Origin of the sequence: Vibrio sp. MOR3 (assembly GCF_001557775.1) — a bacterium.
GTDB lineage: Bacteria > Pseudomonadota > Gammaproteobacteria > Enterobacterales > Vibrionaceae > Vibrio > Vibrio jasicida.
Map to the genome: position 1 here is coordinate 1 of NZ_LNRD01000028.1, position 25,975 is coordinate 25,975.

Annotated in this window: 22 protein-coding genes and 2 pseudogenes; 15 read left to right on the forward strand and 9 right to left on the reverse strand. The window is 42.2% G+C overall.

Annotation, left to right across the window (positions count from 1 at the left end):
* From ATB76_RS26220 to ATB76_RS26230, 3 genes are all read left to right on the forward strand, one after another.
* A partial coding sequence (locus ATB76_RS26220; protein ID WP_061036340.1) for an MvaI/BcnI family restriction endonuclease occupies positions 1-1,257 on the forward strand: 1,257 nt, incomplete at its 5' end.
* A 5-nt stretch (positions 1,258-1,262) separates the two neighbouring features.
* Positions 1,263-2,594: an MvaI/BcnI family restriction endonuclease gene (locus ATB76_RS26225; RefSeq protein ID WP_061036341.1), complete on the forward strand. Its 1,332-nt coding sequence runs from the start codon at positions 1,263-1,265 to the stop codon at positions 2,592-2,594.
* A gap of 1 nt (position 2,595) precedes the next feature.
* The gene (locus ATB76_RS26230; RefSeq protein WP_061036342.1) at positions 2,596-3,288 is read left to right on the forward strand and encodes a hypothetical protein; all 693 of its coding nucleotides are present in this window, start codon (positions 2,596-2,598) and stop codon (positions 3,286-3,288) included.
* A 687-nt stretch (positions 3,289-3,975) separates the two neighbouring features.
* Here the strand turns inward: ATB76_RS26230 and ATB76_RS28855 are convergent.
* Together ATB76_RS28855 and ATB76_RS26240 are read right to left on the reverse strand one after the other, a co-directional pair.
* Positions 3,976-4,344, reverse strand: coding sequence for a DUF3085 domain-containing protein (locus tag ATB76_RS28855; RefSeq protein ID WP_061036343.1), 369 nt, complete (start codon positions 4,342-4,344; stop codon positions 3,976-3,978).
* A gap of 97 nt (positions 4,345-4,441) precedes the next feature.
* The gene (locus ATB76_RS26240; protein ID WP_061036358.1) at positions 4,442-4,990 is read right to left on the reverse strand and encodes a recombinase family protein; all 549 of its coding nucleotides are present in this window, start codon (positions 4,988-4,990) and stop codon (positions 4,442-4,444) included.
* Between the two features lie 137 nt (positions 4,991-5,127).
* Here ATB76_RS26240 and ATB76_RS28735 point away from each other — a divergent pair.
* Positions 5,128-5,223: pseudogene (locus tag ATB76_RS28735) on the forward strand (type II toxin-antitoxin system RelE/ParE family toxin); the annotation flags it as partial.
* Here the strand turns inward: ATB76_RS28735 and ATB76_RS26245 are convergent.
* Together ATB76_RS26245 and ATB76_RS26250 are read right to left on the reverse strand one after the other, a co-directional pair.
* The gene (locus ATB76_RS26245; RefSeq protein WP_061036344.1) at positions 5,198-5,821 is read right to left on the reverse strand and encodes a recombinase family protein; all 624 of its coding nucleotides are present in this window, start codon (positions 5,819-5,821) and stop codon (positions 5,198-5,200) included. The pseudogene ATB76_RS28735 and the gene ATB76_RS26245 sit on opposite strands and share 26 nt — an antisense overlap.
* A 606-nt stretch (positions 5,822-6,427) precedes the next feature.
* Complete coding sequence (locus tag ATB76_RS26250; protein ID WP_061036345.1) at positions 6,428-7,504, reverse strand: replication initiation protein; 1,077 nt, start codon at positions 7,502-7,504, stop codon at positions 6,428-6,430.
* A 940-nt stretch (positions 7,505-8,444) separates the two neighbouring features.
* Between ATB76_RS26250 and ATB76_RS26255 the strand changes: the two genes are divergently transcribed.
* The 7 genes and pseudogenes from ATB76_RS26255 to ATB76_RS26280 all read left to right on the forward strand — a co-directional run bounded on the left by ATB76_RS26255 (position 8,445) and on the right by ATB76_RS26280 (position 14,290).
* Positions 8,445-9,167: a hypothetical protein gene (locus tag ATB76_RS26255; protein ID WP_061036346.1), complete on the forward strand. Its 723-nt coding sequence runs from the start codon at positions 8,445-8,447 to the stop codon at positions 9,165-9,167.
* Positions 9,157-9,906: a hypothetical protein gene (locus ATB76_RS26260; RefSeq protein ID WP_061036347.1), complete on the forward strand. Its 750-nt coding sequence runs from the start codon at positions 9,157-9,159 to the stop codon at positions 9,904-9,906. Before ATB76_RS26255 ends, ATB76_RS26260 begins: the two co-directional genes overlap by 11 nt.
* A complete protein-coding gene (locus ATB76_RS26265) occupies positions 9,903-10,421 on the forward strand; it encodes a metal-dependent hydrolase (RefSeq protein ID WP_061036348.1) in 519 nt (172 codons plus the stop codon). Before ATB76_RS26260 ends, ATB76_RS26265 begins: the two co-directional genes overlap by 4 nt.
* Positions 10,422-10,501: 80 nt before the next feature.
* Positions 10,502-10,545, forward strand: a pseudogene (locus tag ATB76_RS28740) (prepilin-type N-terminal cleavage/methylation domain-containing protein); the annotation flags it as partial.
* Positions 10,546-10,633: 88 nt separating this feature from the next.
* Entirely contained in the window at positions 10,634-11,035 is a 402-nt protein-coding gene (locus ATB76_RS26270) for a twitching motility protein pilT (RefSeq protein ID WP_240538062.1), read from the forward strand.
* Between the two features lie 173 nt (positions 11,036-11,208).
* Complete coding sequence (locus tag ATB76_RS26275; RefSeq protein ID WP_061036349.1) at positions 11,209-12,060, forward strand: hypothetical protein; 852 nt, start codon at positions 11,209-11,211, stop codon at positions 12,058-12,060.
* Positions 12,050-14,290 (forward strand): UvrD-helicase domain-containing protein, encoded by a 2,241-nt coding sequence (locus tag ATB76_RS26280; protein ID WP_061036350.1) that lies wholly within the window; start codon positions 12,050-12,052, stop codon positions 14,288-14,290. The genes ATB76_RS26275 and ATB76_RS26280 overlap by 11 nt, the downstream gene beginning before the upstream one ends.
* Positions 14,291-14,312: 22 nt before the next feature.
* On the opposite strand, the gene ATB76_RS26285 is transcribed toward ATB76_RS26280, so the two are convergent.
* Together ATB76_RS26285 and ATB76_RS26290 are read right to left on the reverse strand one after the other, a co-directional pair.
* On the reverse strand, positions 14,313-15,386 hold the full coding sequence (locus ATB76_RS26285) for a ParB family protein (protein ID WP_061036351.1): 1,074 nt from the start codon (positions 15,384-15,386) through the stop codon (positions 14,313-14,315).
* Positions 15,386-16,585 (reverse strand): ParA family protein, encoded by a 1,200-nt coding sequence (locus ATB76_RS26290; protein ID WP_061036352.1) that lies wholly within the window; start codon positions 16,583-16,585, stop codon positions 15,386-15,388. The genes ATB76_RS26285 and ATB76_RS26290 overlap by 1 nt, the downstream gene beginning before the upstream one ends.
* Before the next feature lie 258 nt (positions 16,586-16,843).
* Between ATB76_RS26290 and ATB76_RS26295 the strand changes: the two genes are divergently transcribed.
* Both ATB76_RS26295 and ATB76_RS26300 read left to right on the forward strand, forming a co-directional pair.
* On the forward strand, positions 16,844-19,486 hold the full coding sequence (locus ATB76_RS26295) for an S-type pyocin domain-containing protein (RefSeq protein WP_240538060.1): 2,643 nt from the start codon (positions 16,844-16,846) through the stop codon (positions 19,484-19,486).
* The gene (locus ATB76_RS26300) at positions 19,470-19,919 is read left to right on the forward strand and encodes a hypothetical protein (RefSeq protein WP_061036353.1); all 450 of its coding nucleotides are present in this window, start codon (positions 19,470-19,472) and stop codon (positions 19,917-19,919) included. The genes ATB76_RS26295 and ATB76_RS26300 overlap by 17 nt, the downstream gene beginning before the upstream one ends.
* A gap of 34 nt (positions 19,920-19,953) precedes the next feature.
* Here ATB76_RS26300 and ATB76_RS26305 read toward each other — a convergent pair whose 3' ends face one another.
* Complete coding sequence (locus tag ATB76_RS26305) at positions 19,954-20,142, reverse strand: hypothetical protein (RefSeq protein ID WP_061036354.1); 189 nt, start codon at positions 20,140-20,142, stop codon at positions 19,954-19,956.
* A 28-nt stretch (positions 20,143-20,170) separates the two neighbouring features.
* On the reverse strand, positions 20,171-21,139 hold the full coding sequence (locus ATB76_RS26310) for an LPD25 domain-containing protein (protein WP_061036355.1): 969 nt from the start codon (positions 21,137-21,139) through the stop codon (positions 20,171-20,173).
* A gap of 522 nt (positions 21,140-21,661) precedes the next feature.
* Between ATB76_RS26310 and ATB76_RS26315 the strand changes: the two genes are divergently transcribed.
* Positions 21,662-23,635, forward strand: a complete 1,974-nt coding sequence (locus ATB76_RS26315; protein ID WP_061036356.1) for a hypothetical protein — start codon at positions 21,662-21,664, stop codon at positions 23,633-23,635.
* A gap of 32 nt (positions 23,636-23,667) precedes the next feature.
* Here ATB76_RS26315 and dcm read toward each other — a convergent pair whose 3' ends face one another.
* The gene (gene dcm, locus ATB76_RS26320) at positions 23,668-25,242 is read right to left on the reverse strand and encodes a DNA (cytosine-5-)-methyltransferase (RefSeq protein ID WP_061036357.1); all 1,575 of its coding nucleotides are present in this window, start codon (positions 25,240-25,242) and stop codon (positions 23,668-23,670) included.
* A 417-nt stretch (positions 25,243-25,659) separates the two neighbouring features.
* On the opposite strand from dcm, the gene ATB76_RS26325 reads away from it, so the two are divergent.
* The coding region (locus ATB76_RS26325; protein WP_240538061.1) for a glyoxalase superfamily protein at positions 25,660-25,975 on the forward strand (316 nt) is incomplete at its 3' end.

The window sequence follows — 25,975 nt, forward strand, 5'->3', positions numbered from 1 at the left end:
CTCCCTCAAACGACTTTCGTTGAAGATGACGATGTTGAGATGAGTGATGAAGATTTTGACACGCTTGATAACGAACGTATTGAAGAGCTACCAGCTGAATACAAAAGTCGTGTAATCGAGAACAAAAAGCAGCTAACAAAGTTAGGCACCGAGTTTTCCATTTTTGAGCCCACAATAACCGGTTTAAAAAAATCCATACTTGATGCAACCCAAACCGTTCGAACCCACTTTGAGCTAGAAAGTTTTCATTGTTATTGGGAACAAGGCCAAGGGCCCGAGTATAAGGTAAAAACGGATGCGTTTTTTTTAAACGATGATGGTGCCACAAAATCAAGTGCTAGCTTATATCGCCCCAAAACGAAGAAGGGCGACCCTCGTATGTGGTTTAGAGGGTTGCCTAATTTTGCTCAACCAGGCGATCAAATTGCGATCATCATTTACGATAAGATCCCTTATTTACTCAATCTGAGTAATATTGAGCTCGAAGCCTCTTTATCAAAAGAAGGCTCTCATATAAAAACTTTCTTCTCTCATTTAGAACATCGACACAACAGCGTTGCTGATGAGTTACTTGAAAAACTCAAAGTGTTAGCGAAAACTCCTTTTGCGTCAATGCGGACCGGCGATACTGGTATTGGTTTTACTTTAGAAGCGAAGTTAGGCATTGAGGCTAATTCAAGCAAACAACCTGATTATAAAGGGATAGAAATCAAAACAGGTCGAGGAGTAAAGACAAGAACGACGCTATTTGCACAAGTCGCAGATTGGGGAATTAGCCCTTGTAAAAAAAGTGCCGAAATACTTAATAAGTATGGGTATGAGCGAGGTGATGAGTTCAAGTTGTACTGCACCATATCAACGAAGAAAGAAAACACGCAAGGCTTGCGCTTTATCTACGATCAAACGAAAGATGAACTCCAAGAATGGTACAACGATAAGGAACTTGTAGCTGTATGGCCCGGGAACTTACTGAGAAACCGTTTAAAGGAAAAACATGCTGAAACGTTTTGGGTAGAGGCAACAAGCGAAGTAGTTGACGGTGTTGAATACTTCCAACTCAAGCGAGTAACGCATACACGCTCTCCAGTTACGAGCCAGTTAATGCCACTTATTCAAGCTGGCGTTATCACCATGGACCACCTTATTAAAAAAAATACGAAAGGGAGAGTGAGTGAGAAAGGGCCACTTTTCAAAATAAATAAGAGCGATCTGGAACTGCTATTCCCTGAACCTAAAGTATACCAACTTGAGGGTTAGCAAGTATGGATGATCTTAAACCACTAATAAATAGAAGAGCTCAGCGACTCTCTAGCATCATGCAATATCCTATCGATGAGGCTATAAGATTAGCGTCAATGACTTATGGCGTCGATACAACACACAGTAACAATATTAAAAGTAATTCTCTACCACCTAGAAAAACACGTGATAATAAGGTATTACTTGCCCAGCTAGGCATCGAGTCCGCGATTTTCTTCCCAACAAAAACTGGCCTGGAAAAATTCATATTAGACGCAACTCAACCAATTCGAACTCTATTTGAAATAGAAGAATTTCATTACTATGGTCACCAAAATCAAGGCGACGAAAACAAGATTATAACGAACGCATTTTTTCTGAACGACGATGCTATCATAAGCTCCCAAGCAAGCTTATATCGCCCTAAAACGAAGAAAGGCGATCCTCGTATGTGGTTTAGAGGGTTGCCTAATTTTGCTCAGCCTGGCGACGAAATTGCGCTCATCATTTACGATAAAAATCCTCATTTACTCAATCTGAGTAATATCGATCTCAAAGCCTCTTTATCAAAAGAAGGCTCTCATATAAAAACGTTCTTCTCTCAGTTAGCGCGTCAACACAACAGCGTTGCTGATGAGTTGCTTGAAAAGCTCAAAATGTTAGCGAGGGCCCCTTTTGCGTCAATGCGCACTGGCGATACTGGTATTGGTTTTACTTTAGAAGCGAAGTTAGGCATTAAGGCTAATTCAAGTAAAGAACCTGATTATAAGGGGATCGAACTCAAATCGGGTCGAGTAGCAAAATCAGGTCAAGGAACAAAATCAGAGACAAGAGCGACACTTTTTGCACAGGTCGCTGATTGGAGAATTAGCCCTTGTAAAAGCAGCGCAGAGATACTCAATAGATATGGGTATGAGCGAGGTGATGAGTTTAAGTTGTACTGCACCATATCAACGAAGAACGAAAACACGCAAGGCTTGCGCTTTATCTACGATCAAACGAAAGATGAACTCCAAGAATGGTACAACGATAAGGAACTTGTAGCTGTATGGCCCGGGAACTTACTGAGAAACCGTTTAAAGGAAAAGCATGCTGAAACGTTTTGGGTAGAGGCAACAAGCGAAGTAGTTGACGGTGTTGAATACTTTCAACTCAAGCGAGTAACGCATACACGCTCTCCAGTTGCAAGCCAGCTAATGCCACTTATTCAAGATGGCGTTATCACCATGGACCACCTTATTAAAAGGAATACGAAAGGGAAATTGGGTGAAAAAGGACCATTATTTAAAATTAAAAAAAGAGACTTGCAATTATTATTTCCTGAGCCTGTTAGCTATGAATTAGTAGGCAACTAATATGACATCTAATATATCGCGTAATACTAGTTACACTCGAACTGTAAATATTCCAGAGTATATTTACAAAAAGGCAGAGGAAAGAGCGAAAAACCAAGCAATTTTCAAAAGGTCACACAGGGAGGACGAGGCGAACGGAGTTGGTTGCCTCGGTGAAGTAATCGCAGAGTATTGGATGGACAAAAACTTTATAGAATACGAAGCCGAGCTTGAATGCACTACCCATGACTATAGAGTCAATGGCAAGACAATAGATGTTAAAACAAAAGATCGCACCGTAAAGCCAAAAAGAAACTACGACAATACAGCTCCCTGCTACAACCACGAACACCAAAAACCAGACTACTTCTTATTCATCACTTTAGAGAGAAGTAAAGACAGAGATGATAAAGACCTACGCCGATTCCATACGGCTAATATTGTTGGTGGAATCAGTTATGACGAGTTGAACAGAGTTGGAATCAAGTTCCTAAAAGGAGAAAAAGACTGGAGAAATGGAACCAAATTTTGGACGGACTGCTTAAACGTTGAGATGTGGCAGCTAATACCATTAAATGAGCTTATAAGAATCTTTCAAGGAGAGTTAAGCTCCCCGACCGAAGAGGCGGAGTTAAATATACCAATCATTAAAGAGATGAGGCGTAGAATAAATATTGGTAAGTTAAAGGATAGACAACTCCCATTAGGAATGTAGTTTCCACCACGACACGACCACCGCTGCGCCTTTAAATTACGGGTGCTAACGCCAAATTAAACACAAAAAGTCAAAGGCTGTAGGTGCCCTACGATAACCAAAGAACGGGGCGCAGCATTGGGTGGGCGGGGGATGTGGTGGTACACCATAAAATAGCTTGCGCCTTTTATGGATTGACCGGCACGGGCAACAACGAACGTACCGCAAATGTCGAACCATAGAAAGCGCCTACCTCACCCGCATTGAAACACGTTGTTTGTGTTTTGATGCGTCACCATTGCCCTGCTTTGCCCGTCTGTTTCGGCAAGGCAGATAAATCGCGCCAGCTCTGCTGGCTACCTTAGAGCACGCTTTTCAGTGCGGTGGCGACAATTTACACATAATGTCCAATAATGCTTGAAGTTGCCCAGTGCCCGGCAGCTTGCTGACGTTAGGCACGTGCAATTTTGCATTATTCCACATTATGTTGAATTGTCGCACATACCCCCAAGCTTGGGGGATGGGGGTTGGTAATAGATCTTTTAAGCGGCCTTGCTATGGAAGACCTGACTGTGCCGCCCTATCCGTTGTGACATTTATGTGATGGCCTGTGTCACGCAGTGGCACACGCTTAGGCCATGACATGCTTTTTTGTGACAACGGGTAGGTTGTGGCCAGACTGGGCTGGAATGGTCAGCAAGGCCACTTTTAATTCGTCTTAACAAGCTCTATCGCGTCCGAGCTAATATTTAGCTCGAGAAACTCTTGTTCATTGACGATTGCAGATTCAAGCCATGTAGGAGGAATTGCCAGACAAAAATCATCGCCGCCGGCAAGTTCACGAGAAGCCTGTAGCCAATGCTCATCTTCATTCGGATTGCATCCCGTAGCATAAACTCGGCTTGCCTCTCTATCAGATAGCTCATGCTTACAATCTGCCATGCAATAGAGGCCTTGATTATGAACAATAAAAACTTCAGCATCAGGGTTAGAGCCACGTGAGTGGCGAGGTTGTAGTTTGTACTCAGCGAAAACCTTATCGCAAAGGTCTCTCACGGAAAATCGGGCTATACCCATAACTTGAACTCACGACGAATATTAACGAGCTGATAATATCATAAATGCATATTAAGGGAGCTCTATGTATAAAAAAATGCCACAACCGTACACATCATCAAGAGGTCCCATTAAGCACCTTGTATACCGTCGTTCTGCTACAGCTCAACTCTTTACTTATCGCGTGTTTACTCAAACCTTTAGCAGCAAGCTCCTGTATACGATTATGTAAGGCTTTATCAGGAAATCGGCCGAGGTGCCTCCCTTCGGCTCTGGCGCGCTCCCTACCCTCATTACAGCGCTGTAAGATGCGTTTTCTTTCCATTTCTGCAAATGCAGATATAGTCGTATAAATAACTCGGCCAACATCGCTATTAATATCCAAATCTCCAAGATCATGAAACACTAATCCAGCCCCTTTCTTTGCAAGTTGATCAGCAATTTGCAGTGCATCGATAGTGTTACGCGCGATTCGGTCGACCTTGGTCACGTTAACCACATCCCCTTCCCTAGCGAAGTCGATTAGTTTCTTCAATGCTTCACGTTCGGAAGATTTACCACTGGCTTTATCTTGGAAAATCTTCTCACAGCCAATTTGCTCAAGCTGTGAAAGTTGAACATCAAGGTTCTGGTCATCAGTACTGACGCGAGCATAGCCAAGTTTCATAATTACATCCAAAGTGAACATTAAGAGGTTATTTCATTAGTGTACATGTTCACCAATAATTTATAAGACTAAGTGTACAGTTTTGTGATACGACCTTGACACTGTCCATAATGGTACACCTTTGTGGACAGCTTAAGGTGATTTATTACATCAGAAAACCTGACCACATTGTTATTTCTGCGGTCCTAGGGTGTAACATTTCACCGGCTAAGCTCTTTCAGCGGCATTTATAGCTCTTAAGCTTCTGCGTTTGATGTAATCTCGTAATGTACTTGGGGCTTCATCAATAAGCTTTGCTGTAGGACGAATCCCCAGTCCCATCCCTAAGTATTTTTCAATTTGATCCCTTTTGGGGTCGAGCTTAAGCTTTTCTGCTTCACCTTTAGGTCTACCAAGAGTAACACCGGCTTTTTTTCTTGCAGCTAAAGCCTCTTTAGTTCTCATTGAAATAAACTCTCGTTCTATCTCTGCTGCGAGACCAAGTACCGTTGCGGTGATTTTTGCTTGCATGGAACCATCTAGCTGCATGTTCTGTTTAGCAATGTAGACATCGATGCCCTTGGCCATGCATACCTCAAGCACTTCAAGAACCTGAAGTGTAGAACGTGCAATTCGACTGACCTCCGCGAAGATCAGCTTGTCACCTACCTCCATTCCATCAATAAGTTCACCTAGTTTACGTTCATGCCACTTCTTTTTGCCTGTAACGACATCTTCGATAAAGCATAAGTTAACTATTCCGACACGATTGCAATACTCGTAGATACCGTGTTTCTGGTTTGCTACATCTTGGCTATCTGAAGAAACTCGAAGGTAGGCGTATTGTGGCATTGATCAAATCCTCATCTAAATGATGAAGTACTTATAGCAAGCTCCAACCTAATTTTTGACACTGATCACCTAGATTGTGACAGTTAGAAAAGAATAAAAAGAAAGAAATGAAACTGTTTCTAATGAGGGTAACTGTGTAAATCTTTGATTTTCCAGTTATCCACATTAGCTATAAAGATCTATATCTTCTATTTAAACCTATAAACACTATGAAAACTATAAGATCTATAGGTATTGTAAGTTACTGAATAAAAAGAACTTAAATGCCCATCATGATCACTTTTTAGGTGTATAGATAACACTATTTAGGTGTTGATGATCTTTTTTTAGGTCTTAATGATCATGTATTAGGTGGAAGCCTGACACAATTTAGGTGTTGCTGATCGTATTTAAGGTTTATAGATGACATATTTTAGGTAGGTTACAGGCTAAAATAACGAATATCAGGTATCTTCGCCCTTTATTCACAGTGATCTTGATTAGGTATCTTCTAATGCGACACATTTTAGGTCTTACATCATCGAAAACACCTAAAATGTGTCATTTATCACAATCGGAGACCTGATTTTTGTCAGTAATGAGATTGTCTCACCTAATATGTGTCATCTAGTATTCAGGGTTATCACTAATCTCAGATAAGGTATCGATTTTATCTAAGAGCGAGTCAACCTCGCTTTGATGGCCATTATCAACTTCTGGCTCTCGGTTTAAGTGTCGCTTAGAGAGACTTTCTTCTACCTTCAGAGCATGCTGCTCTTTGCCGATATAGCGGTAAGCAATGGCCAACGCTTCAAGCTCGGCCTCTGTCAGCTTTATCTTGTCTTGTAGGCGTTTTAGCTCTAGCTCTCGAATTGTTTTTAACGCATCGTGTTGGTTCAGCTCTTCAATCGTGCCAAGCTTTATCCAGCGGAACAGGAACTTGATACCGGTGATGGTTCGACCTTTTTTAATGACCTCAAAACCCTTCTCACCATTTTCTCCTTCCAAGAACAGTAGCTCTTTTCGGATTTGAGGGTGCTCAGTAAGCTCTTTGATGCTCTCTCGAATACAGCGTTTCATGAACACACTGTTATTTTTGAATGAGCTTTTGTCTTTCTTGAGTTTGCCGGCCTCATCGAGAAGTCCAAAGACCCCTTTTAACTCATCAAGCTTCTGTTGATGCATTTCAAAGCCTTTGTCTTTAAATCGGCTAAGTAATTCGTAGAGGCGTTTTGAATACTCTTTTTTTACATCAAAGAAATTGCGAGTGTTAATGAGAGCAAAGCCCTGGTTATACTCGATGTATTCAGATTTGAGCATGTCATTAGGCACCATTGTCAGGGTGCCATTTTTGTATGCTATGTGTTTGAAAAGCGGACGGTAGTCGAATTCAATATCCCCTTTGCCGGTTTCTATTTTTATACCGATTTTTCGGCTCGCAAGACGGTTAGCTACCGGGCTTAAATTACTCCCGATATGCTTAGACTCTACACCTAACCACTCAGATAGCTGATGTGACGTGAACTCATAATGAGGGGTACTGCGCTCCCAGTCGTTCGCTTTCATGTGTGCAATCATCAACGCAAACATATCAGCTTCTCGAGCAGAGAGATCCTGGCGACTAAATACCAGTTGATGACCTTTCTTTATATGTTTCGGTAAGTTATCACTTACGACTGGGTAAAAGTACTCTTCATCACTCATCCCACGATCCCTTTAAATAACATAATCTAGGTAATTATGACATATTTTAGGTGTAGTGGAAGTCTAATTACCTAAATGATGTCATTAATGTGGTGTGTAATTGATATGATCATCATGGCCAAAGATCAAAACCTTGATCGGATACTCTTTTCTGAATCTGTAGCACGTTCAAATCTCGTTATACCTTCTTGCGTTTGAATTTTTAGGAGGATTGCTAACGAGAAGCTTTAAAGCTGAGGAACTTACTCTCTCTGTCGTTGCAGATGAAAAACGCCAGCGACGTGAAATAAGTGGGAGGGAATCAAGCTTGCTTGGTTGCAAAAAGAGTAAGTGACAACGTGATGTCGTCTACGGGGGACGTGATTGCTCAATGGTGTGGTATGAACAATCAATAAACAGGTTTTATGGTGATATGCCTGTCTGTTAGGTTGGTTAAGTCGTTACACAAACCAGAACAGGAAACGGGAGAGAGTAACGCCTCGACCTGCAGCGGTGTGGCGAGCCGTGTGACTAGGCCCAGCCCTAACTAATCTGTCACAGAAAGTACGCACCTGATAAAACATCACGAAGAAGAACCAACATACTATTTATCTTTGATGGACAGCAGGGTTGATGCTAACGCTTTAACATGGCATCACCCAGCCCCGTCATAGACCCTTTGTGCGCGAAAAATACGGTCGTTAATGTCACTCACCCTATACAGTAATCTTTCATCATGTTCTGTAATCGATTGTTTACCCCTTACCTTCGGCTAAAAATTTTCTGCACTGCGCGAATTTAACAGCGGAGCCTTGCCCCCCTACCCCCCATTTAAACTGGATTACTTTTGAGACGATAAACAACGTAGTTACATTTTCATTATGGGTCGCACGCAAGCTATTTGCTTACTCTTTAATTGCTTTGATGAGTTCGTATTCTGTCGGAGTAAGGATGGAGCACAATGCGATTTTTGAAACTAAGAACCGATCACAATCGAGTACGCCGAGACGGTACGCGCTACGTAACTCCGCTTATTGTGGACTCACCGCGTCGCTTTGCGCCGAGCCGTGATCGTAAAGAAACCAGCTTGCGTCGGAAAAAATGTCAATTAATCACAGGCGCGCATGATTCGGGGAAGAGCCGGTGGCTCACTCGCCTGAAAGATAATCGACACGAAGTCTGGGGGAAGAAACCGCAGCCTGTTTTGCTTGAGGGGCTAATGCCACTCTCAAGTTGGGTGGAAGTGAAAGGGATAGACAAGTGGTACCAAGAGAGGCAAGAGGAGGGGGTAACTTACACACCATGGAGCAGACTCAACTTACAGCTCAAGGCCGACCTATTGGCTGACTATTTAATGGAAACCCAATCCTTACTCTTTATCGACGATGCGCATAAGTTAACAGGGCGCAAAGCACAAATCGCACGTAAGTGCCTTATGTCAGCCAAGCTGTGGCTGATGACGTGTAGCGAAGAAGGACGTCTCCCTCCTTCTATTCGTCCGATTGTCGAACGGCGCGAACCTCAGCGTATCAACCTAGAAAGTGACGTGAGTTACGACACGACCAAAGCGCTGGTTTGGTTTATGGTTGCACTATGTGTGGTTGCTGGCGCTTGGGAAGCGGGCGCTGTGATTGGCGGCTTACAAATGCTTGGCAGCGGACGGAGGTCGACGCGTGCAGATTAAGTATCGCCTTTTAATGCTGTGTCCCCTGCTCTACTCAGCGGCTTATGCCAATGATTGGGGCATTGCTACACCATGGGATGAACCCTCTGCACAACCTCCGGAGATAAAGCCATTCGAATTGCCAACATTGAAGGGGGACGCCCCCCACTACAACACCCCAACTCCTGCGTTAAAACCTGCACCTAAGATTGACCCAGATGCCATCTTTCAGACCGTACTCAACTGTTACCCAGAAAAGAGCAAATTCAAACTCGACTTAAATCTAGTAGCTGGAATGCGTACCAACCTAGATGAATACAACAGCGATGATTGGCCGGAGATCTCAGAACACTATGTCGGGATAGTGGGTAAAATGCCGCTCTACTCGACAACGGAGCAATCTCGCGAGAGGCAATGGGAATATCAGCGTCGAACTGCCACCGCGACGTCAGTTGCCTCCTTCACTCAAGCATTGGCTGACAGAAACTACGCTTATCGATTGATGGGACTCTACCTATCACTTGAAGCTCGTTCACAGCAGCGGGTAGCCCAAGGTGTGGCGAACGTGAACGAACAAGTGGCACTACTTGAAAAAGTTGCCAGTTCGCATCGCGACGTTCTAGCTCATGAGGCGAAAATCGTAGAGCACCGATTAGCCTTAGTTGCGCTGTGTGAGAGTTCCTACAGCGACAGCGTCAACCATTATTTGCAAAAGCTGGCCTATCTCCCACCTCATGCCAAGCCGAAGGTTGCCCAATGAAATGGCTCAACCATGGCCTGATTGCAGGCGCTATTTGTGCAGTTCTCTCTCCTCCTCATGTACCTATTTGTGTTGCCGGTGCGACCGCACCGGATTGGATGGAGTTTGTGGCTAAAGGACTAGGACGCAACATTAAACACCGCGGACCAACGCATATCTTTACCCATTGGTTGATTGTCGCCCTCGTCTTTACTTTGGTTTGGGATTACCAAGGTATTGGGATGGCCTTTGCCTGGGGAGGCGTCAGCCACATACTCACCGACGCAATGACCGTATCGGGGGTTCCTTTTTCCCCATACAGTGACAGACGCTTTCATTTATTTGGTGGGCGGTTTAGAACCGGTGACCCAGTGGAATACGCAATCTCTGCTGGCGTAGTGATAGTCTGTATTGGCCTTTCTCATATTACAGGCGGACAAGGCTTTGCGCCGTTCTTTTACGATTGGGCTGGCATGTATGAGCAAGGTTTAATTGACGCCTTAGAGTGGAAGACCAACCGATTTAGGTTGATTTAAATGACCTGCAGAATGTCATTATTCAGGCTGAATATTGACAACGCTAGTTGGAAAACAAGGAAGGAATTTTGAATAGGATATTGAACAGAGGCTTCACGCTGATTGAGTTACTCACAACAATTTGTGTTCTCAGTGTCTTACTAATATTTGCGGCTCCAAGCTTTTCTAGCTTGTTTGAACGTAGTCGAATAAAAACTGCTCAAGACGAACTAATGGGGGTCGTTATCATGGCAAAAAGTGAAGCGGTATTTAGGAATGCTCCTGTCTACATTCACTTTAGAGAGTTGGCCAATTTAAACTCCGACGAACGCTGCATCGTACTGTCGTTGTCAGATAGTATCACTGACTGTACAACAAACGTAATCTATACACTGCATGGTCGCGTCTTTGATGGTCTAACGTTGGAGAAAATCTACCCGCAAAATGTAATAGAGATTGATCCAGTAAGCGGCTGGCCTTCACTTAGTCATTCGACATTTGATAGTGAAAGTAATAGTGAGCTTCTGAAGTTTTTTGCAGAAGCAGACCAAAAGGTCACCTTTAAGATGCACATAACAGGAAGAGTGAGTTTTTGTATGGATAACGTTGATGAATACCAAGTTGATTCATGTTAGCAAATAGTTACTTATGTTTGCTTTTTTGTATTCTTAATTTGTTTTAGTTGTCCTGAACTCGTGCTTTATTGATTTTTATTACCTTTACATCGAATATATCAAAATAACCTATTTACAAAAAACATATGCAACAATTACCATTGCTAGATACACGTTCATAATAGATGTAAAAAATGAGTTATTTTATAAATGATCTAGAAGATAGCGAACCTATTTTGCAAGGAGATGTTTTCAAAATAGGGGAGATGTGTCGAGACGTTTTCTCTGAAGACGAGGACTTTGTAATGGTTATTACAGCTGACTGTGATATAGCTAACAATAAAATGGGACATTCATTTACGCTACTTCCAATAGTAACTGCGGAAAAGTTTTTAGAGAACTATTGGTTACCAGACCAATTTAAGAATGAGCTAGAAAAACTTGTTAAAAATAATGTTGAAAAGCTTAACTCTTTAAGTGAGTTCAAAAAGGAGGGATATACTCCCTTGACGGCTGAACGACTAAGAGAATGGTTGAAAGATAACTCTTTAGTTAATATGTATGAGGCTTTAGGTAAAAAGCCAAGCAAAGATATCACATTAGATTCGAAAAAATTAGAAATTTTAGCGAATGAACCTAAGTTACGGAATTTTCTAAAGCTAAGAATTGACGTTGAAAAAAAGAGTGACGACAAAGCTCGAAAAGAGCTCTCTAACGCAGTAAGAAATTCGAGGGAAGAGTTTCTATTTATTCCAGACTTATCATGTACTGATGAAATGGGTATGGTTCTCAAACTTAGAGATGTTCGAGCTCTAAATAAAAATAAAGTTTTTCAATCAAAATTTGATGCAAAATTATCTAAAAACGGATTGGAGAATGGGATTTTAAGAGTTGGAAGGTTTTCCGATTATCTTAGGTATAGCATTACACAAAAATTTGCAATGTTATTTTCTAGGATAGGAATGCCGGATTCTTTCGAGAACGATGAAAAAGAGTCTTTAGATTTGTTGTCAACCACTATACTGGATAAACATAATGGAAAGTAAGCTACTTATATTAGATGAAAAAACAATTTGTGAACTAGCTATAGCTTCTTTCGAAAGTTCATGGTTTGATGGATTTTATATACCTCATGGCAACTCTAAAAAAATAAGGCGAGTTGAAGTTGAAAATTGCATCTACCTTCTCTCAGATTCTGCTTGCAAAGACAGTAAGTTGCTCTTTATAAAAATAGAAGAAGACAAACTATTTTCTGGAGTGGAAGACAAGAAAAAGAAAAATGTCTTACATCGAATTTTGGTCATAGGTATGAACAAGTTTGGTTATAGTGTCACACCGGGTAAAGGTTGGCGAAAGTATGCAGGTAAGAACTATACATCAATATCATCAGGGTGTAAGAAGAATAATATAGATGCCCGAGTTTTATTCGATAAAAACCCTTGCGGAACACAGCATATATATGCATTCGATTATAACTTTGATCCTAAGTCATATGAAGAATATGACATTGATGAAGATTTATTTATCAAAGGGTACGATTCATACGAAAAAGCTCTGAGCGTAAAGGTTAATCATAAAGAACCTGTACAAGAAAAAAACTATGGTATTACTTTAACTGAAAGTATTGAAGATTATTATGGGGCTAAGTATTCCGTAGAGCATTGGTATGATAATATTCTTACGGCAGAACAACGAACCTTTGTTGATAAAGCATATGATGCTCCTGTTCGATTGAAGGGGGCTGCTGGTACAGGTAAAACTCTGGCTTTGGCTACAAAGCTCTTGCGGGATGCGTATAAATTTGAAGATAAGGAAGAGAGAAAAAATCTACTATTCATAACTCATAGTACGGTTAACTCTCAGCTCGTATTAGATATTATCCACTCTATGGATAACCTGTCACTATGGTCTAACTTTAAGCATGTTAATTTAAACGTTATTTCACTATATGATCTGGCTCAAAACTTACTAAATTACAACCTTAAGAACTTGAGACCTTTATCTACTGATGGAAGAGAAGGTAGGCAACTTCAATTTGAATTGTTTTCATCGATATTAGAAAATATTTTGAAAGATATTGTATTCGTTAAAGGAATTCTAGATAAGTGTAGTGAGCGATTTAAAAACTATATATTAGATACCGAACCATCAAAAAGGCGTAGATTTCTCTTAGATGTTTTAAATGAGTTTGCATGCATTTTAGAAGCTGAAAATATATATATAGGATCGCCACTTTCCGAAAAATATTTATCAGGACCTAGAGAGTCTTGGTTAATGGAGCTTGAGAGCGAGAATGAGAGACGAGTCATATTAGAGCTTCATGAACTCTATAAAAAAGAACTAAAAGGAATGGATGTGTTAAGCATGGATCAGATGATCGCCGATTTAAATAGGTATCTTCTTTCTCATGAATGGAACCATATCCGTAAAGACGTAGGTTATGATGCAATCTTTGTTGACGAACTGCATTGCTTTACTAAACCTGAACGAATGATTTTTCATGAGTTGTTCAAACGAGATGATAGCTATTGCTCAGACAAGTTACCGTTATTTATGGCTTATGATATAAACCAAAGTACAGATGACAGATTCTTATACTCAATAAGTCCAAATAATGCTTCCTCGTTATTACGAAGTACAAAAGTTGGGGCGACTAACTTAGTGGAGCTAACAAAGGTGTTTAGATACACTCCAGAGATATCCAAATTTTTGAGCCATATAGACGGAGCTTTTCCTGCTCTTGACTTAGCTTCAGAATGGTGTACTAGTACAAAACTAGAGAACTCTCAAAAGGAAGGAGAAACACCTAAACTAAAGGTATTTGAAAGTAATAAAGATCTAGTTGACCAGATCTTTAAAGAAGCGAGTAACCTAGCTGCGAGAAATCCAGAGACTTCTGTTGCTGTCTTATGTGTAAATACAGAGCTTTATGACTTTTATGCAAATACCTTGGGACGAATAAAAGGAAAGTTTGTAAAGCTCTCATCAAGAGATGAAATTGTTCGACCTCAAAAATCAAAGGGAAAATGTATATTTTCTATGCCAGATTATGTGGCTGGTTTGCAATTTGATGTCGTATTTCTAATTCATATTGATAAAAATGAATTAGATGAAGATTTTCCACACAGTGGCCAGTATAGACGTTTTATCTCTCAGATTTATTTGGGCTCTAGCAGGGCGAGAAAAAGGCTGATACTGGCTTCTTCTTTGGAAAGAAGAGGCCCCTCATCAGTTTTAGATGGAGCTCTAGCTGATTCGTCATTAGTTCAAGAATAAGTAAAAGCGCCCTAAGGCGCTTTTATTTTACTTGTTCAAGAATACTAGTTATCGCTTTATCCAACTTATCTTGCATTTCTTTCGATAAACGCCCGAACTCATAAGAGAAGTTACGGCCTTTCACGCGCTTGCGGGCAAACATGCCCTTGCTATCGAATTGGGCGAGGGGAGTGACTTCTGCTTTGTCTGACTCTTTCTTCGCTTCTGCGACTTTTAGTTCGGCTTTGATAGCCGCAACAATTGCGTCTTTCTGATCCTCAAGCGAATATTCAGCCTGAATATTGACAAGACTTTTCTCAATTTTCTTTGCGAAGCTAGCAATCTGCTTTTTATCATCACTAGTCTTCATCACCTTATCTAGCAAGGCATAGTCTGGATGTGAAAGGGCATTTACAACCGGAAATAGCTTAACCAGTTTCTCGTCGATGCTGGCAGCTTTCATCGCTTTACTTACACCTGCCTGGCTAAGCCCAACTTGCTTCGCAATTTCAGCCTGAGTAATCTCTACGTTTGCTGATTTGATGGCGATACACTGTTGTCCAATCTCACGCAGATTGTGTTCTTTAGCCGTTTGTAGCTGCTTAGCTAGAGCCTTCGCATCACTGACGGAGATTTCATCCTGAGTGACAAGGATACGGAACGTTTTGATGCGGCCTTCTTGAAGTAAGAACCAAGCACGGCGGCGAGAGCCATCCAATACATCAATCTTGCCTTCAATTTCTCGACCTACGGCAGGATAGAACTGTTGAAACTCCAATGAATTCAGATCAGCAAGGGACTCTGCAGTAAGAAGCGATTGATCGCGTCCATTTACATCGAAAGTAACAAGCGTTTCATTACGAACTTGTTCGTATGACAGTGTCACTTCGTTAAACGTCGCAGTATTGCCTGATGCTAACTGCCAAACCATGCTCTGGCCGACAGATTCAAGACCAAACTGTTCTTGCAAGTACGCAGCGGCACTGGTGCCGGCTTTATCCAGTTCTGCCGTCAACTGCTGCGTTAAAGTGGTCAGGTTCGCTTTAGCCGCTGATAACTGTGCTTCTTGAGAACCTGGTGCGTTACCTAAAGGGCTACCGCCGCGTTTTTTCGCCATTATGCTTGCTCCTGTTCGCGCCACACATTAAGAATGTCACGCTGAATTTGACTGGTTACCTCATACCCATTTTGTTGCGCCGTTTGGAACGTCGACTTACTTTTTGGGTACTCGCTCTTCGACATATCAAAAACGGTCGAAAGTAGGGAGGAGGCTTGTCTGATGGCTTCACTGTGTTTGAACTCCTTAGAGTACAAGTAAGGTGCAAAGTGATCGTAAAGACTGTTCATCAACTCAGTTGTGGTCGAGCTGTCTCTATGGTTGGTAAGCAGGATCTTCATGAAGTCGTACCCATCATGATTCGCATTGGCTAGCAGCGCCCATACTTGCGGAATGTAGCTGAAGTATGAACAGGTCGCATCGATGTCGTTTTCCGTAATCGATAGCGGGAATACCACGCTTGTTGCGGCAAAGTAGGCGTTGTAAGTCGCGTAACCTAGTGATGGCGGTGTATCGATGATGATGATGTCGAATTCATCTTTCACTGCATCAATGATCTCAGCCAAGATAGAGTAGGGGGATGGTAACTTATGGCTGAAGACTTGTTCATGGAACCAGCCTTCAATCGCTCGGTCACTCTGCGCTGCTGGTAGAATTCGTAAGTTAGGAATAGTGGTTTCTAGGAACGCTTCAGATACCGCTTGCTCAAACGTTTCGCCCTCATCCAAGTCAAAGTTACGCATAATGAGATCACCCACAGACAAGTTGCCTTCTTGGTCTGCCTCTGGCGCGTAATACATTGAGAGTGTCGCTTGGCCATCCATATCGATTAAGCCTACGCGGTACTCTTGATGGAATTCTGTAGCTAAACCAGATGCGACAGTCGCGGCAGACACGGTTTTACCAACGCCACCTTTCTGGTTTTGAATAACGATGACTTGCGTTGATTGTTGTTCGCTACGCGAAAACTTTGGCTCTTTACGCAATGCCTCTGGCAACAAATCACGCACACGGTACATTTCCGCAATATCAATCGACCACTGAGAGTCTTCATGACGACGAGGATCAATCTCCGCAGCGGTTACATATTTATCCAGCGTTTTAGCATCGATGCCTAAGTAAGCGGAGGCTTCTGCACGGGTAAAGTTGCGTAACTCTTTGCGATGATTCGCCAGTAAGCGCTGGTTGCGGCGTTTAATGTAAGCATCGGCTCCTTGCTTAAGGGATTGAAAGTGTGACGTGGTTTGTTGAGTATCCATTTCTGTCTCCATGTAGGAATTAGAAATAGTATATCCCTTAATTTTTGATGAGTGTACATAAAAATGAGGGAATTGTTTGTTTTTTGACTTAAGTTGCTCTTCCAATAAATTGTACGGTTCTACAAGAAATTAGAAAATTCGACAATATTTTAAACAATCGAATAGCACTGTCTATGTAACCTATTGTTTTTAAAAGTCAATACAAATGGCGTGATTTTTGCGAAGTAGGGGCATTATAGGCTTAACTTGGGTTAAATCGTGTCATACAAAGTTCTCCCGCTTTCGGAAGTGATGTCCCATGAATTCGGGTTGATAGAGGGCAACTTCCACAACCTCACGGAAGCGGATATCGCGTCTGCAATCCCTGCTCATCTTACTTTTGAGCAGCTAAAACAACATCTCTACGAAGGTAAGCTCGCACTCGTGAGTGATACGCCTCAAACTCCCGCTTTACTTAGTTACAACGACCCAGTGGGTCCTAAAACTTGGAGGCTGAACTCTGAGGTTATCCCTGCATTCTCTGATGATGCCGCTAATAATTTATTAGCAAAAACGAAAATCACCAGAGCAACGGGAGGGTACAGTGCGCGTATTGGAGATACCGCGACACTCGAACGAGCTTATACGCCACAGCCAATCGCAGTCGAAAGTGAAGAGGAAATCACTAAGGAATTTGAGTACAGCTTCGAAGTCGGCTGCTCGGATGCCACCATAAAGAAAATGGTGCACAATGACTTTGCTTTAGCTAAAACTGAAAAAGAGAACGCGGTAACCCGCTGGGAGCAAGCCAATACCGAGCAAGGTACCCGCTACACAGCGTTATGTGTGTTTGATGAGCCAAAGCGTTTAAATATCCACATCGCTGATGACAATCTCGGGCTGACGCCACTTGAAGCCGTCACACTTCAAAAAGCTGGCAGCCATAAAACTGAGGAAGGTTTTATACCTGTTGTCCCTGCTGTGCAATTGGGCGAACGTTTAGGTTTGCCTACAGAAGGCTATTACTACCACTTTAATGATGGCGAACTTGTCCAAGAATACAAAATTCTCGGGCAAGAAAAGTGGGCGTTTTACGCTACGCAATCGACACAAGACACGCTCAATGACGAGCGCGGTTTTACCAAAGACCAAAGCGCTATATTGGTGTATTGGAAATTGACCAACCAAGTCCTTGAGAACCAATACATCATTTATCTTGAGCGCCAAATCACGCGAGAAGAGCTCGATAATGTCAGTGAAGATTGGCTGAGTGAAAACGGGATAAAGTTGGATATTCCTGCACTGTTTGATGCAGCTAAACAGCCGGAAGAAGCGCGCGCAGAAGATAACAACGATGAGACGGAAGCCCAACAAACCGCAGCGACGCACATCGTAGCTACGGGAGAAACCTGGCAGAGCATCGCTGAACTGTATGGTATGGGTGCTAAAGCCTTGCTTTCGCTTAACCCAACATATGATGCCGACCCTTTATCACTTGCGGCAGGTGATGAAATTGTTGTTGCTGAAGCACAGAAGCAACAAGCACCGGACAAAAAGAACACCTTTCCGCCACTGCGCCCACAAACTTACAACAACATCCGCAACAGTCATTATCAGCACAGCGATGCACTACTTTGGCTAACCACGTATCGAGCCATCAACGCTGCCGATTTTGTAGAAGGTGATGTCGCCATCCTTAACTTAAAAGACGCCACAAGCTCGCTCGTGTTCGCTAAATCCTGCACCAGGCCAGAAGGGTGTATTGAAATTGGTGACCAACAAGAGTCAATCAGTAACTTCGGCCCTTGGTCATTCTTCTTTGCGCAAGCAAATGCGACCCCAGCTGCTTTCATGCCTGCCATTCAAGCAACACAAGCACAAATGGCCATGGGAAGTTCCGCAGCTGTCGCCGGCTCACCAGAGCAAACGCAACAAACCCAAACCGCGGCGATGCAGTTGGATAAACTGGCCGGCACATTGAAAGATAAAATCGTTGAGGGCTACCGCTGGCAAGTAGAAGGCATTGGCGCTTTGTTTGCCATGCAGCAAAGCTTGTTTGGCGATAACACCCAATACACAGACCAAGATTTACGCCAATTGACCACGGCGCAAAGCCGTGTTCGTGTCCACATTACCGAGCCCCAAGATGGGGAGTTTTATCCGCACGTGCAGGGCTATCATGTAGACGACACGCGCATCCCCATTAAATACGTGAAACAGGGAAATAATGGCCAACTGTCCGTTGCGATTGAAGAGAACGGACCAACCATCTATTGGACACCTGAAGAAAACGGTGAAGCAAGTTGGCAAACTACCCCTGATCATAGTGATGGGTTTGAAAAAGACGATATACTCGTCACGCCAATTCACTCGGATAGTGATGCGAACGTCACCGTTACGCCTGCGCCAGAAGAGAAAGACTGGCGTGATACGATCTTGGTATTCCCTGAAAGCTCAGGCATTGCTCCGCTCTATGTGGTTTACAACAAAAATAGTTCGGGAAAAGCCAACCCGCATGTGAAGCCCCTTGAGGTCGGTACATACGGGGAACTTGCTCCAAGAAGTGTTAAGGATGGAATGGATATAGATCATATTCCATCTTTCAAAGCAATCCAAAAATGGGCCGAAAGTGATGGCCAACCATTGACTAAAAAAGAACTAGCAGCACTGAAAAGAGCGACTAATGGAGTGGCTATCCCTCATGAAGTGCATAAAGATTTCTCTCGAACATATGGAGGGAGAAATACAGCTACACAAAGTAGCCTAGACTCAAAAGATTTGCGTGAAGCAGCTCAAAAGGATATGAATATCCTAAAAACACATCTAAAAAACTATGGCTACTCTGAAAAAGACATAGAAGCTGCTTTTAACAAGCTAAACAGACTTAACGAAGAATCCGGAATTTATGAAAAAAATAACTAATTGGCTAAATTGCCGTTATGAAGAATTAGTACAAGACAGCTCGTTTACGTCCCTTATTGGAGGAAACACGCTGCAGTTTGAGCCAGAGCTGGACGACCGATATGATCTTGTTTGTTACGACGACAAAGTTGATATGATTTTCAACCAAAACAAAGAACTTACGTTCTTTATCGCTAGTTTTCCTCTTGATAACAAGCTGTTGGAGTTGCTTTCGGACGACAAGATAAATATGCGTGACCTAAATAACCTCGATTCGGTATTAGCTACTTTCGGTGCTGCAGATAAAGAGGTTGGCCCGCGAAAACTACCAGGGATAATCAAAAATGGTTGGTTACAGTATCAATTAGATGATGCAGTGAACCTTACTTTTACAATCTCACATTCAGATCCAAGCCAAATCATAGATATAAGGCTTTCTACTCGCTCATTTTGATAAGCAGAAAAAGGCGTCACGATGACGCCTTTTCTTATTCCCATTCCTCAACCTGATCTAAAAACAGCTCAAAATCTTTTCTAGTAACAATCTTCTCGCCATTCTCGGCAAGCACAACATTCAACGCTGCCACCATTTGGCCAACGGGCGGGTTCAATGCGGCTAACTTTTCGAACAAGTGTACTAAGCGAGCATCGATAGTAAAGTAACTTACTCGTGACATCGTCACGCCTCCATGTTATTTACGATAATTATGCTTGAACTGCTTGAGCCAGTTCACCTAATGGCACATAAACCGCTTTGCTGTCCTCACGCCAAAAGCGCACTTTACGCACCGACCAACCACAACGAATAAAATCTTTATTCGTGAGATAGGTACCGCCACCCATTGAGTAGTTTTCTCGATGTTCACTACTTTGCGTTTTATCCGCTAAAAACGCCGTATCCTCGTGATTTAAGCACGCCTTTCGTAGCTCCGGGAACAACCGGCGCGTATGTTTAGACCAGGCAAGAACAATTGTTTTTTCCGTATTTAATCGATAATCATCGGCATAAGGATCGCTATTGTCCTCATCAAACACTGTGTGCGTTGCCACAATGGCACCTTGCGCCCAATCAGGTATTGAAAGCGACGCCTGAAACACCTTCTCTCGTTCTACTCGCTGTTGATGCGCTGCTTTTCTTTCTTCTGCCTTGGCCTGCTCCTCGGCTTCTTGCTGAGCTTTTGCTAAACGGGTGCGCGCTAACGCCTGAGATCGAGACAACGCCACCGTATGCCTATTTAACTGATACGTTTTAAGCAGGGCGAGAAGCTCGCGCCCCTGAGCGTGAGTAAAGTACCAATGCGAAGGTTCACTTTTCTCAAGTGATAGAGCGTACTCGAGCACACGAAAACAGTGATCCGCAAACCCACACTCGTTACCACCGCAGCCCAGATCCACTCGGCAACGGTGCAGATGACCATTATCGAAATTCACCGTAATATCAGTTTTATCGTAACCACCTAGCGGGTTGTCTAACGCCACTTTTAACGCGATGGCCTCAAAAATATCGAATGGGAATTCATCCCCCTCATTCAAGCGAGAAGATTCAGACCAATTCACCAACACCGAACGCGGCGCGACTTTCACTGTTGTAGAGCCTGAGTGATGCAACGGAGATACGTTGCTCGCGCTGGCAGACTTAGTGCTGTGAACTTGGGAAGAAAGGGAATGTGACATGATACGCTCCTTGTTTGATTGAATTTTCACCGTCGTTTTCGCCTAACTTCCCTTCAAAACCTCATGGTTCTGCCCGTCAAAAGCGCGCAGCGTCCATTTCACTTTTTACGGGCAGGTTCTGAGGTTTTAAAGGTTAAGAAGTTGGCGCAAAACGCACGAGGGAAAATCAATACAGGGACCAGATTGCACAGCACTTAGCCAAGGTCAGACAGCACTTGGCTGGCAGCGCGAACCCCATAGCCCTGATTGTGACCCGTAGGGCCAAGACAATGGGAAATACGCTGTTTGTATTTTTTATTGGCTTGGTTGAGCCACCGATTGAGGGAGGGACGAGTGAAGAGGTACGCGAAATAAAGCAGGTAAAAGCTCCTTACAATTAGTAACTTACAGTATTGACAAAATTAATTCTCACAAATAGAATTTTTTACGCACCACATAAAAGGTTGGTGCGTAAAAAATGCGTACCATCAAAAAAATTAAGTGCAGAAATAAAACTCATCTGTTTTTAACTAAGGACAATCTGTGACAATTAGCCCAATCAGACAAGAAATTGAAAAAAAGCTATGCGAACTTGAGGACGGAAAGCCTGAAGCAAAATTGGCAGCAATTGATATCTTAAACCTTCTGAAGGAACACAGAGTAGTTTGTGCCTGTGCTGAAACACAAATGGGTAAGACCACTATTTGTCGTTTAATTGCAAAACGCACAATAAAAAATCTAAGTAACAAAGACTTAGATAAGCTAGATCACAAGGTAGTGGTTTACATTGAAAACGTTGCTAACAATGATTTGGCAGCCCAAGCTGATGATAACTTTGCTCATTTAAGTGAAAATGTCGCAGTAGAATCCGTTACACGTGCTAGTGCCCTATTAGACACCTTACCTGATACACACGGCATACTATTCATTATCGATGAATCACACATGGGATGTGACCATCTTGCTAAGCGCTTAAATGAGATATTGGCGAAAATAGAAGACCGTGATGTAAAAGAAGACCGAATTCTACTCGTATCAGCAACTGGTTTTTCTTCCATTTATGAAGCTTCTAAAGAGAAAAGCATTCTGGGATATAGCGCAGCAATTCGAGTAGTTCAACCTCCGAAAGCTTACCGAGGCGTAAGTCAATTTCTAGAAGATAACCAAATAGTTGATAATAGTGATGAGTCATGCTTTTACAAAGCTGAATATAGAACACCTGCTGTATTCAAGCAATTTGTAGATACACTTTTGAATCACTCAGGTGGCCTTTATATCATTCGATCTAGTGCTGGGTATACGCAGTTAACAAAAGAAAAATTACTTGATCTTACAGATCAAAATGGGAAAAAAATCCTTGCAGAAGAAAATATAAAGATCGTCGCAAGCAGTTTGAATGATGTGGAAAAAGACGACTTAGACTCTTGGAATGGCGTTTTACGATCTTATCAAGCATACAAAAAACGAAACAAAAAACTTGTCATTATTGTTCGAGGCTTCTTAAGGGTTGGGATCGCAATGCCGTCAGAAATGAAAGAAGATTTAGTCGCGACCTGGGATGGAACGTCTAGTGCTGTATCATCGGTTGTCCAAGCACTGATTGGCCGCGCATGTGGCTACCATAACAATACAAAAGCCTTACACTTCTCGCACAAAAATATGTTGAAGGCGCATAGCGAACTTAATGATCGACTATCTGAGTTGGCGGAGCCGCCACAAATTCAACTTAACGACATTGCAATAGCGATCCAAAATATCACAGAAAAATACAGTATACCTAACTGGGACCCTGGCCTAGCAGGCACTGATAGAACCAAAGCAATTAACCGTCTCAAAAATAAAACGGCTGAAAAACAATTTTGTGTGAGTAGTTGGGCCTCGTATTCTTTCGACCCAAATACAAAGCTCAAAGCTGATGAAGATGATCTACAGCGTATCTATGATGATTTGGGGCTAACACATAGCGACAACAGCACAAATGTTGCTACTATTATCAGCACGATACACGCTCAATATAGACCTGATAAAAAAGGGGAGATACCGGCAAAATCAGGAAGACGTTTCACTGGTCTAGACTATGTTTCTGGTCAATTTATAAACAAGAAAACATTTATAAATGCAAAGCATGGACAAAGACGAAAAATTGAAACAGCTCTGACAGAGCTCCACAACCAGCAAGACGTTTCATTTAATAATCTGCGAACGCAAGGTGGGGGTAAAAAGGAAATCGACAAAGTTGACTATGTTGTTTATGTCATATCGACTTACAACGTTGCTAGAGACAAAGGGCAACAGTCTGACTCGCAGTTAACACTAGAACTAATGAAACCATTTTGTGAGGCTTATGGTATTGAGCCTAACAATACTGTTGTTATTCTTTTCAAGAAAGGCGATAAAAACGAAACGTATACACAAGAAATTCAACAGGAACTAAACCTCAAAATGCAAGAGATTATTGAGGATGGAAACGTTTTAAGAAAGGGTGTATACGCAATGGAAAAGCCTTCAATAATTTAATTAGAAAAGCGCCAGCATTAGCTGGCTCTTTTTTACCCTAATAATTGTGCTACGCAGTGACCAAGCCTTAAACCAAGTAAGGGAGGGACCGCATTACCAACCTGTGTATACTGAGGTACTTCAAACTTACGCATCTGACCACCAGTGGTGATTTTCGAACGAAAGACAAAGTTATCAGGGAAAGATTGTATACGTGCCATCTCTCTCACGGTTAAAACACGCAACTCATGCTCATCATAGTGGCATGCATCATCAGGTATCGATAGTGCAGCAGGAGCCGGAGAGTTCGCTATTAAAGCTTTTTGTGTCTGCTTTTTCGTTGGATGGCTTTTCAAATAATCCACGAAGTCTTGCTCTCTTTCAAAGTGCTCTAACGTACCATCGATTTGTAAAAATCGATACTGACTACAAGCACTCCAAGCAATACTAGATATGGAGTTAGATTCACCTTTTAAAACAGAAAACACTGATTTTTTCACGGCGTTATCATTGATATCCGCTAGAACTTGATATAATCGAAAGCGACGCTGCACTACCTCGCCGTTGTTACGATAATCATGATTAGCAATCTCATTTCTAATAGGAAGACGGTCGAATGTAACATTTAGATTTTCAACAAATGTTGATTGTGTTGCTGGATAGTTACGCTTTAAATCGTCTAGAGCTTCCAGTACCGACACCGGTTCATGATTCACTAGTTCTGCAAGGAAAGACTCTTTGATGAGTTTGAGATCATGAACATTCTTTACATCAAGATAATCCAGATGACCAAACTCTAGCTCGTTACCAAACTCTTCTACAGCCTTGTAAAACTGATATGGTTGCGAAAATACTTGAGCATCACCAGAGGTAAAAGTGTTAGCTATAGTTTTGTAATGATCTATTCTCACACCAATCATTATGAATCTAGGCCTATTTTGTGCGATACCTGCAAAACGAGCGTTGATATGTAAGCACAGAGGCACATAACCGATCCCAGCAAAAGCTTTTGCTACCTCATACCAAGCATGGAAAAGCGCACCTTCTTCATCTTTAAAAGGACGAAGAATTCCTGTTACATTCTCTAAAAGAGCAACTTTAGGTTGAGTATGCTTAACAAACTTAGCGAATTCCCAAGGAAGGGTGTTTTTATCACTATTTTTCTCCCTCAAACCCGCCATACTGAAACTTTGGCAAGGAGGGCCACCAGAAACTAAATCCAGCCCACGTTGATCACCAAAGCTTGTTTGTAACAGCTTTACTAATTGAGGGTTTAAGTCCAGCAATTTATTGAGTTCTACTATGCTACCAACAACAAGCTTGCCTTTTAAATCAGTCCATTGCTCAGGTAGGTCTGAGTAGCCGAAGTCATCATCATACTCAGGGTAAGTGAATGGGTTCTCTCGAAGTCTATTTTTCAGGTTGTCAAAGTTACTCTTAATCCAAAGAGTACGTTGCGCTTTCTTTTGTCCTCTCGACAATTCTTCCAAGTTTTCATCTAAAAAGTTATACGCAAATGACTCAGCAGCCATGGGAGATAGCTCATTAGCCATAGTAAGCTCATAGCCACTATGCTTTAGGCCTAGTGAAAGCCCTCCGCACCCTGAAAATAATTCGATATGATTCACAAAATAGTACCGTTAAACTGGAATGACTGAGATTCTATTCAATACAAGTAGAAAAGTCCAGGACTATTTTGACTGGGTAAATATCGTTTCAATCAACACTAAGCAACTTGACTCACATTTATAATGTAATGTATTGTCTATCACGGCTTATGAGAGAAGCCAAATAAACTATTTTAAAGATCCCTTCAGGTCCTCTCTGTAGATAAATCAACTTTGATGTTCGTGTTTATTTGCAGTTGCAGGCAACTCTATAAAACAACCTCCCTGTTATTTATCTACCTAGACATGCGTATAGGTGGCTTATCTGTGTCCTGCTTTCAGTCGTGTCTAGCTCAGGCTTTAAGGGGAGCCTCTAATCCAAACGCCATTGCGTACCCAACGTATTTTTAAAAGCACACAGTTACATTGGGGTAAGCTATGAGCACACCTAACTCCGTCCTACCTAGCATGGGACGCATTAAACAACGCGCAAAATCACTAAAGAAAGAACTAGGTATTACACATTCACAAGCTCTTGAACGTATCAGTATTAGCTATGGATTCAATAACTGGTTAGCTCTTCAAGAAGCTTTAAAAAAAAACAGTCATGCACTGATACCCACCCCTCTCCCTCAAACGACTTTCGTTGAAGATGACGATGTTGAGATGAGTGATGAAGATTTTGACACGCTTGATAACGAACGTATTGAAGAGCTACCAGCTGAATACAAAAGTCGTGTAATCGAGAACAAAA